This is a genomic window from Nostoc sp. KVJ20, assembly GCF_001712795.1.
Lineage (GTDB): Bacteria > Cyanobacteriota > Cyanobacteriia > Cyanobacteriales > Nostocaceae > Nostoc.
Window position 1 is genome coordinate 1 of record NZ_KV757639.1, and the last position, 11,682, is coordinate 11,682.

At 43.8% G+C, this 11,682-nt stretch carries 7 protein-coding genes; 3 read left to right on the top strand and 4 right to left on the bottom strand.

What is annotated here, in order from left to right:
• Positions 1-208: 208 nt before the first annotated feature.
• Both A4S05_RS20715 and recN read right to left on the bottom strand, forming a co-directional pair.
• Positions 209-586, bottom strand: coding sequence for a hypothetical protein (locus tag A4S05_RS20715; RefSeq protein WP_176727051.1), 378 nt, complete (start codon positions 584-586; stop codon positions 209-211).
• A gap of 118 nt (positions 587-704) precedes the next feature.
• Positions 705-2,453, bottom strand: a complete 1,749-nt coding sequence (gene recN / locus A4S05_RS20720; RefSeq protein ID WP_069071692.1) for a DNA repair protein RecN — start codon at positions 2,451-2,453, stop codon at positions 705-707.
• Between the two features lie 256 nt (positions 2,454-2,709).
• Here recN and A4S05_RS20725 point away from each other — a divergent pair, with 256 nt between their 5' ends.
• Entirely contained in the window at positions 2,710-4,722 is a 2,013-nt protein-coding gene (locus tag A4S05_RS20725; protein ID WP_069071693.1) for an ABC1 kinase family protein, read from the top strand.
• A 31-nt stretch (positions 4,723-4,753) separates the two neighbouring features.
• On the opposite strand, the gene cysC is transcribed toward A4S05_RS20725, so the two are convergent.
• On the bottom strand, positions 4,754-5,308 hold the full coding sequence (gene cysC / locus A4S05_RS20730; protein WP_069071694.1) for an adenylyl-sulfate kinase: 555 nt from the start codon (positions 5,306-5,308) through the stop codon (positions 4,754-4,756).
• Positions 5,309-5,853: 545 nt separating this feature from the next.
• On the opposite strand from cysC, the gene A4S05_RS20735 reads away from it, so the two are divergent.
• Together A4S05_RS20735 and A4S05_RS20740 are read left to right on the top strand one after the other, a co-directional pair.
• Entirely contained in the window at positions 5,854-6,105 is a 252-nt protein-coding gene (locus A4S05_RS20735) for a DUF4915 domain-containing protein (protein WP_218107963.1), read from the top strand.
• 147 nt (positions 6,106-6,252) lie between these two features.
• The gene (locus tag A4S05_RS20740; protein ID WP_069071696.1) at positions 6,253-10,989 is read left to right on the top strand and encodes a beta strand repeat-containing protein; all 4,737 of its coding nucleotides are present in this window, start codon (positions 6,253-6,255) and stop codon (positions 10,987-10,989) included.
• A 220-nt stretch (positions 10,990-11,209) separates the two neighbouring features.
• Here A4S05_RS20740 and A4S05_RS20745 read toward each other — a convergent pair whose 3' ends face one another.
• Positions 11,210-11,644, bottom strand: a complete 435-nt coding sequence (locus A4S05_RS20745) for a hypothetical protein (RefSeq protein ID WP_069071697.1) — start codon at positions 11,642-11,644, stop codon at positions 11,210-11,212.
• Positions 11,645-11,682: the final 38 nt, after the last annotated feature.

Genomic DNA, 11,682 nt, shown 5'->3' on the forward strand with positions numbered 1-11,682 from the left:
ACCAGACTGAGAAATGCTATACTTGTTTAGATAACATCCAATACGGTTCGGTTAAAGGGGAAAGGGAAAAGGGGAAAGGTTTTGAATACATCCTTTACCCTTTTCCCCTTACCCTTTCCCCAGACCACAAGGAAAATGAAAAATGCTTATCCGAACTGTATTGATATACCTGTTTGTAATAGGATACTTAGCAACCAATACGTTTTAGTTAAGGACTCCTGGTAAAATATTTTTGTTTTTTGAGACGCGATAAATCGCCGTCTCTACAAACGACTAAAAAGCGGTCATCTGGAGAAAAAAGAAAGTGAAAAGGCCCAGACATTCGTCTGTTTAGAAGTTCGCAGATTTGTGTCATCTCTGGATAGGCATACAAGGACACGCCATCTGGATACTTGTAAGAGAAGAATTTCGTCTCATTGTGCGAGAAGCCATAAATTCTCTTAGGAAAACGGTAAATTTGTTGACCTGTAGCTAAATTCCAAAAAATAGCATGGTCTTTTTGGCAAGCAGCAACAGTTCTACCACCATCTAGGAGAAATACTTCTCTAACTACAACCCCTTTATCCATTTCAAAGGTACGAATCACCTTAGAAGAAGTAATTTCCCTGACAGTTACTTGCCCTTGTCAATTGCCACTAACTTGGTAGCCACCTGCTTGCATAGGTTTACTTCATCAGACATAATTGCCTCGCTCTGCTGTAATATCAATTTTGCTCCCGGTGACGGTGGTTTGCAGCTTGTAATAACAGAGATTCTGCAAAAGCGATCGCATCGCTTGCAGATTTACCACCAGCTAACTGCGCTAATTCTTCCCGGCGAGTGGTTAAATTATCTAAAGTAGTAACTCTGACAACAGTACGCTGTTCAGCATTTCCATTGTTGGCTTTTTTACCCTTACTTGGATTAATAGTTTGCTTATCTACGCGGAAATGCCGATCAGCCATTGCCGCAACTAAAGGCTGGTGGGTAACACATAACACTTGGTTGCGTTGACTTAGCTGGTGTAATTTTTCCGCGATCGCTTGGGCTACCCTTCCCGAAACCCCGACATCAATTTCATCAAAAACCATCGTTCCAGCCACGTCAACCTGAGAAAAACAAGCTTTCAGCGCCAGTAAAAAGCGGCTCATTTCCCCGCCAGAGGCAACTTCCGTTAAAGGTTGCAGTGGTTCTCCAGGGTTGGAACTAAATGTAAAGGTAATTTTATCTGCTCCCATCGCAGTTGGGAAAGCTGGTAATATTTCAACCAGAAACTTCACCTTTTCCATCGCTAGGGGCTTGAGTTCAGCTATCAAACGTGATTCTAAATTAGCAGCCGCCTTACTCCGCAGTTGAGTTAACTGATTAGTTGCTTGGGTGAGTTTTTCAAAACACGCCTTTTCTTGCTGTTCCAAGTTTTCAATAGATTGTTCGCTGTCGTTAAGTTGGGCCAATTCCCCTTGGATACGTTGGTAATAAGCGATCGCTTCTGTAAGTGTCGGCCCATACTTGCGGCAAATTTGCTTTAATTCCTGAATCCGTTCTTCCACCTCTTCCAACCGCTGCGGATCGGCTTCCAAACCATCCCCATAAGCATTAATTTGCCTTCCCACTTCCATTACCGCAGCTTGGGCGTCCCGCACCAATTCCAACAAATGTTGTAGTTGGGTATCGTATTCCACCATGTCATTTAATATCGCCTCACTGTCTCCCAATAAATCACCTGCGGCGGGAGTTTCATGATCGTTTTGATACAAAGCCTGATAAACTTTGTAACTCATCTGTTGCAAATCGACAACATGATTTAGGCGTTCCCGTTCTTGTCCCAATTGTTCCAATTCATTTGGTTCACTGAGATTGGCTGCTCCCAATTCCTGCACTTGATAAGTCAGCAAGTCGAGTTGTTGCAACCTTTCCCGTTCTGATGTCCGGCGTTTTTCTAGTGCTAAATGTGCCTGTTGGTAAGTACTAAAGCTCGTGGCAACTTTATGACGTTGCTGCATTAGAGAGTCGCCGCCATATAAATCCAACCAGTCCCGGACTTGGGCAGATTGTCCTACTTGTACCGTTTGACCTTGAGCAGTAATTTCCACCAAGCGATCGCGCATTCCTCCCATAATCTGGCGATTTACCAACACACCATTCACCCGCGATCGACTGCGGATATTACTAGCGGTGGCTGTGATTTCTCGGCTTATGACTACAGAATTTTCATCAAGTAAATCTATTTCTTGTTCGGTCAACCAAGCTGCTAGAGGGGCGTTTGAGGTGAAAGTCGCTTCCACCATCGCCCGACTTGTTCCTGTACGAATGACTCGACTAGAAACTTTACCTCCTAAAGCGGCATCAATGGCATCCAAGATAATCGATTTTCCAGCGCCGGTTTCACCTGTCAACACATTTAGTCCCGCGCCAAATTCCAATTCCAGTTGGTCAATTAGGGCAAAGTTTTCGATTCGCAGACAGAGCAACATCAAGCCAAATTCTCCATGAGGGCAGATGCGAGATACTTCTAACTTACAAGACAATAAGCATGAGCTTTCAGCAACTAGCAATACCTACTACTATTGAACTAGTATGCCCGTTTAAGTGTAGCAGACCTATTAGCACTATGAGCAGGGAGAAATGAGGAAGAAATAACGAATGCCCAATGCCCCATTTCCAATTCCCAATTTCTAAACATATTGTTACAATACTTAATGTGATCGTTCTGAACTGGTAGCCTTCTTCATGATTGTTAAGACACTTCCCCCTAGTTCCCAACTGATTCAGGAGGACAGTAGCAACGGCACAAATCGCCGAGGCGAACTGGACGTTATTGATATAGTGCCAGAAGATAATGGTACACAAGGCTTGGTTGTGCGTAGGCGTAGCCCATCGCAGACATCAGCATCCCTGTTAGCTGCCCAAAAGCTCAGGACAACTGCTCAACCAGAGACGCTTTACGATCCCGTAGGCATAGCCGCGCATTACCAAAATAGAAAACTGCAAGTTGTACGGCGGATTTTCGCCGTGTTGGGGCCGACCCTATCTTTTGCTTTTGGGTTGTGGTCGGATAGTAAACGGGGAATTGTCGTCAAAAATGATCGCCGCCGAGCCACTCAGTTACGAGAATTACTGACGCAACTGGGGCCTGCTTACATCAAAATTGGACAAGCTTTGTCCACCAGACCGGATCTAGTTCCTCCCGTATACCTAGAAGAATTAACTAGGCTACAAGACCAATTACCACCTTTTCCCAACGAAATTGCCTACCAGTTTATCAAAGAAGAATTAGGCGCACCTCCAGAAGAGGTTTACGCCGAACTCTCAGCCCAGCCAATTGCTGCGGCTTCCTTGGGGCAAGTTTATAAAGGTAAGCTAAAAACTGGTGAAGAAGTCGCTGTTAAAGTTCAACGCCCTGACTTAAGAGAGGGGATCACCATTGACTTGTATATCTTGCGTAACCTCGCTGCTTGGGTGCAGAAAAAGGTCAAACGGGTAAGAAGTGACCTAGTTGGGATTCTTGATGAATTAGGCGATCGCATCTTTGAAGAGATGGACTACATCCATGAGGGCGAGAATGCCGAACGATTTTTCGAGCTATATGGTCACATAAAAGACATATACGTACCGGAAATTTACTGGGAATATACCAATCGTCGCGTCTTGACGATGGAGTGGATTAACGGCACTAAATTAACCCAGACAGAAGAAATTAGCGCCCAAGGTATAGATGCTCGTTATCTAATTGAAGTGGGTGTGCAGTGTTCCCTGCGCCAGCTGCTAGAACATGGATTTTTCCATGCAGATCCCCACCCTGGTAATTTGTTAGCGACAACTGATGGTAAATTAGCTTATCTCGACTTTGGAATGATGAGCGAGATCAAGCCACCACAGCGTTATGGTTTGATTGAAGCGATCGTCCATGTCGTCAACCGCGACTTTGAAGGATTAGCAAAGGACTACGTTAAGTTAGATTTCTTATCACCAGAAACCGATTTAACACCAATTATCCCAGCTTTTGCAAGAGTCTTTGCTGATGCCGAAGGAGCCAGTGTTGCCGATCTTAATATTAAAAGCATCACCGATGAACTATCTGCTTTGATGTATGAATATCCTTTCCGCGTACCGCCTTACTACGCTCTAATTATTCGCTCACTCGTGACACTGGAAGGTATTGCAATATTTATAGATCCGAACTTTAAAGTCCTCAGTGAAGCTTATCCCTACGTTTCTAAACGCCTGTTAACCGACTCAGCACCGCAATTAAGAGCATCATTGCAAGATTTGCTATTTAAAGATGGGCGATTTCGCTGGAATCGCTTAGAGAACTTGTTAAAAAATGCCCGCAATAGTCAAGACTACGACTTTAATTTAGTGCTGAATCAGGGAATAGAATTTTTGTCATCTGAACGCGGTGCTTTTATTCGTGACAAACTAGTAGATGAATCTATCAACGGACTTGATGCTTTAGGTAAAAATGTTTTGCATAACTTTACCTCCCTGTTGCGGGAACGGGTAGGATTGACAGCAGTTAATGAAACTCCAGCGGCCACAGTTGAGCAACAACAAACGTTGCAGCATATCAAACGTATATTGGGCATTCTTCAAGAAACAAGAGGCTTTGACCCAGTGCAACTAGCGTCCCAAATTGCCCAGTTATTGGTAAATTCAGATGTACAACGTTTGGGTCAACAAATTGCTAGTCGCTTCACGCAAAAAGCAATAGCCAGGTTAATTCGGCAATTATTGATAACGTAGTAAAAGTTATGAGTTAAAAACTTTCTTTAACTCATAAATTAATCATTTTAGCAGTTGTATAACCCAATTCTTCCAGCTTTTCTAAAACCTTAGTTGCACTTTCAACAATGCTTTCTTGGTTAGTTTTGCATTCGACTTCAGGACTGAGTGGTATTTCATAAGGATCATCAATACCAGTAAAGTGCTTAATTTCCCCGGATCTAGCTTTTTTATATAACCCTTTCACATCTCGCTGTTCACAAACTTCTAATGATGCATTGACGTACACTTCAATGAAAGATGGAATACTTTGGCGCACTTCTTCCCGAATTTTGCGGTAAGGAGAAATGGCTGAAATCAATACAATTACATTATTTCTGGCCAGAAGGCTAGCCACAAAGCCAATGCGCCGAATATTCTCTTCTCGATCCTCTTTACTGAAACCCAACCCTTTGCATAAGTTTTGACGTATCGCGTCGCCATCCAAAACTTCAACTCTATATCCCTGTATCCGCAGTTCCTTCTCTACGAATTGACAGATAGTAGTTTTACCTGCACCACTTAAGCCAGTGAACCATATTGTCATACCATATTCTTTTTGTCTCATCCTACCTCCGCTGTAGACTTCAAATGGCACACCCAAAAAAGCTTTTTTGGATAATGTCAGGTCAAATAATAATTTTATTTTTAAAATCTTTTTTTAGCAGGAATTTCGGGCGTCGCTTGGCGACTAGTATCAGTCTTGCTACTTTTACTTCTACTAATTTCGAGCAAAGGAATCGCACTTACACGTATATCGCTTCAATATTTAATACAGCGACTAGCGATGTCTACGATGAGCTATGCCTACGCACTTGCTCAAGCCTAACAACGGGCTTTATGGCTATAAAAAACAAAAACTGCTAACCTAGGCTTCAAATTCTTGAAGTTTTGACCAAGCTTTATATTCAGTATATATACAGGTTTATTTTAAAGAAATAGTCTTTATTATGACAATAGTCTATTAAATAAGACTTAGCATTAGGACATTATAAAAAACTAAGTTCAAAATGTTTACAAAGTTAAATACAGTGCAGTTTTATAGCTGCGCGAACTTTCATCAGGGGGCGATTCCTTTGGATTGCTTTCCTAGTAAAAGTTTGTTTTTTGACAATGATGGCACACTTAGTGGTCTATCTCATTAATTTTACAGGGTTAGTTTGCCACGGATGGCATACTTCCCAGGCGACCTCAACATTCACGACCTGGAATTTGGCAGAGAAGGACTATGGATTGTCAACACCCACTTTTTCTGCCTTGATTCTAGACTTCAGCTTTGTACCACGCTGGCATCCCAAATTTATTTCCCAATTAGTATCAGAAGATCGGTGCCACCTGAATGGGTTAGCGATGGTTTTGAATTAGGAACGAAAAGACATCCGCCAAGCATTTACTGCAGCAGAGTTGAACTACTGGTTGCGATCGAGTGCGGTGATTCCTAATGACTAAGGAATCTGTCTAATCACAGCGTAATTGTTGAAATCAAATTTTTAGTTTTTTCAGAGGTTTTTCATGGCTGAATTCAAAGTCAATACTGAGAACGCTAGTAATCAAAATAACTCCACAGTGGCAATTGATGCAGATGGGGATTTTGTTATCTCCTGGCAAAGCTTTGGTCAGGACGGGTCTGGCTATGGAATATATGCTCAACGCTACAACAGTTTTGGGGTAGCTCAAGGGAGCGAATTTAAAGTCAATAACACCACCGACAACGACCAAAAGAACCCCATAGTAGCGATGGATGCAGACGGGGACTTTGTCATTTCCTGGCAAAGCCTGAATCAAGACGGTTCTGGCAATGGAATATATGCCCAACGCTACAACAGTGCTGGGGTGGCTCAAGGGAGCGAATTTAAAGTCAATACTGAGAACGCTGATCAGCAAAGTAACCCCACATTAGCGATGGATTCAGATGGGGACTTTGTTATCTCCTGGCAAAGCCTGAATCAAGACGGTTCTGGCTATGGGATATATGCCCAACGCTACAACAGTGCTGGGGTGGCTCAAGGGAGCGAATTTAAAGTTAATACTGAGAACGCTGATCAGCAAAAGAACCCCGTAGTAGCGATGGATGCAGATGGGGACTTTGTCATTTCCTGGCAAAGTTATCAGGATGGGTCTTACTATGGGATATATGCTCAACGCTACAACAGTGCTGGGGTAGCTCAAGGGGTCGAATTTCAAGTTAATAACACCACCAACAACGAGCAATCGAACCCCACAGTAGCGATGGATTCAGATGGGGACTTTGTTATTTCCTGGCAAAGCCTTAATCAAGACGGGTCTAGCTATGGGATATATGCCCGACGCTACAACAGTGCCGGGGTAGCTCAAGGGGTCGAATTCCAAGTCAATAACATCACCAACAACGATCAAAAAAACCCAGTAGTAGCAATGGATACAACTGGGGACTTTGTTATTTCCTGGTCTAGCTATGGTCAGGACACATCTTATGATGGGATATATGCTCGACGCTACAATAGTGCCGGGGTAGCTCAAGGGGTCGAATTCCAAGTCAATACCTTCACCCCCAACTATCAATCTAACCCCACAATAGCGATCGCTCAAGATGATAACTTTGTCATTTCCTGGCAAAGCACTAATCAAGATGGGTCTGGCGATGGCATATATGCCCAACTATACAAAAACAGTGGGGTTCCCCCGACTATCACTTCTGGTTCTGCCTCTGCCTTGGCATACATTGAGAACGCCATTACAGCCATTGACTCAGGCATCACTGTCAGCGATGCAGACTCCCCCAACCTTTCCAGTGCCACTGTCAGCATTACCAGTGGTTTTGTCTCTGCTCAAGACACCCTCGCTTTTACCAACCAAAATGGAATTACGGGCAGCTACAACAACAGCACAGGGGTTTTAACCTTAACTGGCAGTGCCACTGTTGCTAATTATCAAACCGCACTGCGTTCTATTACTTATACCAACACTAGTGATAATCCCGCTACTACACCTCGTACCGTTAGCTTTCTAGTTAATGATGGGACTGCTGATAGCACCGCAGTTACCCGTAATATTAACATTACGGCGGTGAATGATGTACCCATTGCTACTGCCACCAACTCTGCCCTGGCATATACTGAGAACGCCACTATAGTCATTGACTCAGGCATCACCCTCAGCGATTTAGACTCTGCTAACCTGTCCAGTGCTACCGTTAGTATTACCAGCGGTTTTGTCCTTGCTCAAGACACCCTTGCCTTTACCAACCAAAATGGAATTACAGGCAACTACAACAGCAGCACAGGGGTTTTAACCTTAACTGGCAGTGCCACTGTTGCCAATTATCAAACCGCACTGCGTTCTATTACTTATAACAACAGCAGTGATAACCCCAATACTACACCTCGTACCATCAGCTTTTTAGTTAATGATGGGACTGCTAATAGCACCACTGTTACCCGCAATATTAATATTACGGCAGTGAATAGTGCGCCCGTTGCTACTGCTACCAACTCCGCCCTGGCATATACTGAGAACGCCACTACAGTCATCGACTCAGGCATCACTGTCAGCGATGCAGACTCCCCCAACCTTTCCAGTGCCACTGTCAGTATTACCAGTGGTTTTGTCTCTACTCAAGACACCCTCGCCTTCACCAACCAAAATGGAATTACAGGCAACTACAACAGCAGCACAGGCGTTTTAACTTTAACTGGCAGTGCCACTGTTGCTAATTATCAAACTGCACTACGTTCTATTACTTATATCAACAGCAGTGATAACCCCGCTACTACACCTCGTACCGTCAGCTTTCTAGTGAATGATGAGACTGCTAATAGCACCACCGTTACCCGCAATATTAATATTACAGCGGTGAATGATGATCCCGTCGCTGTTAACGATAGCATCACCACAAACAAAAATACACCCATTATCATTAGCGCTACTACTTTGTTGAGCAATGATATGGATGCAGATGTCATTGATGTATTGAATATTATTAGCTTCACTCAACCTAGCCACGGAAGCTTACTTAACAACAACAACGGTACTTACACTTATACGTCCGTCGAAAACTATTATGGCTCCGACAGCTTCACTTACACCATAAGTGATGGGCAAGGAGGCAGTAGCACTGCTACCGTCAACTTGACCATTAATGAAGTCACGCCTCCCATTAATGGCACTTCAGGTGCAGATAACCTGACTGGTACAGGGATCATGGATATCATCTCAGGGTTGCAGGGCAATGACACCCTCAACGGACTAGGTGATAACGACACTCTCGATGGCGGCGATGGAAATGATTTCTTAGATGGTGGTACAGGAGATGACAGTCTCATTGGTGGTAAAGGCAATGATACTTATATTGTGGACAGCATCGGGGACACTATTATTGAAGCCGCCAGTGCAGGCACAGATTTAGTTAAATCTTCAGTGAGTTGGGTGTTGGGAAATAACCTGGAGAACTTGACCCTGACTGGAACCGACGCAATCAATGGTACTGGCAACAGCCTTAAGAACATTCTTATAGGAAATACTGCTGCTAACAACTTGAGCGGAGGAGATGGTAACGACAGTCTTTTTGGTGATTCAGGTAATGACACCTTGTTGGGCGGTGCAGGCAATGACACCTTGAATGGAGGTTTGGGATCTGACACTCTTGATGGTGGCGCAGGCAACGACATTTACACTGTAGACAACATAAACGATGTTATTGTTGAAGGCTTAAATGCAGGCACAGATTTAGTCAATTCTTCAGTGAGTTGGGTGTTGGGAAATAACCTGGAAAAATTGACCCTGACTGGAAGCTCGGCAATCAATGGTACTGGTAACAACCTTAACAACATCCTCATAGGAAATACTGGCGCTAACAACTTGAGCGGAGGAGATGGTAACGACAGCCTCTTTGGTAGCTCAGGCAATGATACCTTGTTGGGCGGTGCAGGTAATGACACCTTGGATGGAGGTGCAGGGATTGACAGTCTTGATGGTGGAGCAGGCAATGACATTTACACTGTAGATAATGTGAACGATGTTATTATCGAAGGTTTAAATGCAGGCATAGATTTAGTCAAGTCTTCGGTGAGTTGGGTGTTAGTAGATAATCTAGAGAACTTGACACTGACTGGAAGCTCGGCAATCAACGGTACTGGTAACAGTCTTAATAATATCCTCATAGGAAATACTGGCGCTAACAACTTGAGTGGAGGAGATGGTAACGACAGCCTGATTGGTGGTACAGGTAATGACACCTTGTTGGGTGGTTCCGGCAATGACACCTTGGATGGAGGTGCGGGGATTGACAGTCTTGTTGGTGGAGATGGTGATGACATTTACACTGTAGACAGCCTCAGCGATATTGTTGTCGAAGGCTTAAATGCAGGTATAGATTTAGTCAAGTCTGCTGTGAGTTGGGTGTTGGGAAATAACCTGGAGCATTTAACCCTGACTGGTAGTAAGGTAATCAATGGTACTGGTAACAGCCTTGATAATATTCTTACGGGAAATGGTGGCGCTAACATCTTAAGCGGAGAAGGTGGCAATGATAGCCTCTTTGGTGGCTCAGGCAATGACACTTTGTTGAGCGGTGCAGGTGATGACATCTTAGATGGAGGTGTAGGGATTGACAGTCTTGTTGGTGGAGCTGGCAATGACATCTACACTGTAGACAACCTCAGCGATATTATTGTCGAAGGCTTAAATGCTGGCACAGATTTAGTCAATTCTTCGGTGAGTTGGGTGTTGGGAGATAATTTGGAAAACTTGACCTTGACTGGAACCAAGGTCATCAATGGTACTGGTAACGGCCTTAATAATATCCTTACGGGAAATAGTGGCGCTAACATCTTGAGCGGAGAAAGTGGCAACGATCGCCTCTTTGGTAACTCAGGCAATGATATTTTGGATGGAGGTGCAGGTGACGATGAACTCATCGGTGGAATTGGTCGAGATACGCTAACTGGTGGAACTGGGGCAGATAGCTTATATCTGACTGATACCCGCACTGGTGGCTATGATACTATTACTGATTTTAATGTTGGAGATGATACAATATTCATTTCCAAGGCAGAATTCGGACTCAGCCAATCTCAGAATACTGTACTTGATTCCGGCTTGTTCCGACTTGGTACTATTGCTACAACCGCAAGCGATCGCTTTATCTACAATCAAACTACGGGGAATATATTCTTTGACGTAGATGGGACTGGTAAGACTGCACAAGTTCAAATCGCCCAGTTCTCCAATCAGGCAATGCTTACTAATGCAAATATTACTGTGATTGCCTAACTTTGCTCAGACAATTAACCTAGAATCAACCTAATGTAGAGACGCGAAATTTCGCGTCTCTACACGCTTGTGGGTACTGTGGCTTTATAGGCTAATACGCTTGGGTTAAGGGCTACTGGCAACAATTTTGAGTTTTTGAGACGCGATAAATCGCCGTCTCTACAAGTGTTTTTGCTCATTCTGAACTCTATTGCTTTATAGGTAACACAACTGCAAACTTTTAACTTTCCTCTTGGGTATAACCATTTTTCTCGCGTTTGAGGCTTTCTTCTAAGGCTTGAATTTGTTCACGTCTGGCTTCTAATTCCAAGGAACGCCTTGCTAAGTCTTGGTTTTGCAACGTCAAGGATTGTCGCCAATGTTCTGCTCGCTCGGCTTCGTGCTGCAAAAATTCTGGGGTAATGCCGATGGTGAGGTAGCTTTGTACCAGATGGAGTACCCAGTTGGTGGCGTCTTCTATTCTTTCAATATCGCCTGTAGGGGAAAGTTCCACTAAAACAAGCAAGTTCTCACTCATGATCTTTCCCTTTCCCAACAGAATGAAAGCCTCTTCGGGAATTATCGCCCACAAGTTATCAGCTTCTTGACGCGCCAATAAGCGTAACTGGTGCTGGTCTAAAAAATCGTTTTTACGCACCTGGGCTAGATATAGCATGAGGGTCGCTTCGCTCCACAATTCAAAATTAAAAATTC

Excerpts from the sequence above, each read along its gene's own strand:
- recN (WP_069071692.1), bottom strand. The coding sequence starts at position 2,453 with ATGTTGCTCTGTCTGCGAATCGAAAACTTTGCCCTAATTGACCAACTG.
- A4S05_RS20725 (WP_069071693.1), top strand. The coding sequence starts at position 2,710 with ATGATTGTTAAGACACTTCCCCCTAGTTCCCAACTGATTCAGGAGGAC.
- cysC (WP_069071694.1), bottom strand. The coding sequence starts at position 5,308 with ATGAGACAAAAAGAATATGGTATGACAATATGGTTCACTGGCTTAAGT.
- A4S05_RS20735 (WP_218107963.1), top strand. The coding sequence starts at position 5,854 with ATGATGGCACACTTAGTGGTCTATCTCATTAATTTTACAGGGTTAGTT.
- A4S05_RS20740 (WP_069071696.1), top strand. The coding sequence starts at position 6,253 with ATGGCTGAATTCAAAGTCAATACTGAGAACGCTAGTAATCAAAATAAC.
- A4S05_RS20745 (WP_069071697.1), bottom strand. The coding sequence starts at position 11,644 with ATGCTATATCTAGCCCAGGTGCGTAAAAACGATTTTTTAGACCAGCAC.